The organism is Actinoallomurus iriomotensis (genome assembly GCF_030269445.1).
Classification (GTDB): Bacteria; Actinomycetota; Actinomycetes; order Streptosporangiales; family Streptosporangiaceae; genus Actinoallomurus; species Actinoallomurus iriomotensis.
Window position 1 is genome coordinate 1 of record NZ_BSTJ01000034.1, and the last position, 988, is coordinate 988.

Sequence of the window (988 nt, forward strand, 5' to 3'; positions counted from 1 at the left end):
CCGGTTTTGAGTTCGCGGTAGTCGTGTTCGATGCGCCAGCGGATCTTCCCGAGCCGGACCAGATCGTGCAGTGGGGTGTCGGCGGGCAGGTTCGACAGCCAGTACTTGACCGGCTCGTCCTCCTCCGGCGGCCACTGGGCGATCAGCCAGGCCTGGGGCAAGGTGCCGTCCTGGTTGTAGCGGGGTCGGCGGCCGGCCGGGCGCACGCGCAGCGTGAGGAACTCGGCTGCCAGCTCACCTTTGGACCCGTGCCGCCAGGACAGGCGGCGCGCGTTGGCGCGGCCGGCGGCCAGGACGTGCTCGCGCAACGAGATCGGTTTGGTGCGGTAGCGCGGCAGGCCACGCCAGTTCTTGCCGTTGGCGGGCAGCAGTTCGGGGACGGCATCGGCGGCGTGGGCGGTGGCTGTGCCTTTGACCTGCACGATGTAGCCCAGATCCCGCTCGGCCAAAGCGGCCCGGAAGTGGGCGTTGTCGCCGTAGCCGGCGTCCGCGCAGATCACCGGCGCGCTCAGGCCCCAGCCGCATAGTTCATCGAGCATCTCGATCGCCAGCTGCCACTTCGGCCGGTTCCGCTCACCATCGGGGATGCCACAACGCGTGCGCCGGCGCCGGATCGCCTCCGCCGTGACCGGGTCGCCGGTGCAGGTATCGTCCCAGGACTCAGGAATGAACAACCGCCAGTCCAAAGCGGCCGAAGCGTGGTCGGTGACGGCGTGCACGCTCACCCCGAGCTGGCAGTTGCCGACCTTGCCCAACGTGCCCGAATACTGCCGGGCCACCCCCGGCGAGGATGAACCGTACTTGGGGAACCCGGTGTCATCGATCACCCACGCCACCGGCGCCACCACATCGTGGGCCCGCGTGGCCAGCCGACGCCGCACCCCAATGAAATCCCAGGTCGAAGAGCTCATGAACTGCTGCAACCGCTGATGATCCACACCAAGGCGCTCCGCCATCGGCTGCATCGACTTACGCTGCCCGTCCAGCA

1 protein-coding gene is annotated in these 988 nt (G+C 68.7%); it reads right to left on the reverse strand.

Annotated elements, in window-relative coordinates; genetic code table 11:
- Nucleotides 1-988 (reverse strand): IS701 family transposase (locus QSK37_RS51285; protein ID WP_432705691.1); only part of this gene is annotated, 988 nt, incomplete at both ends.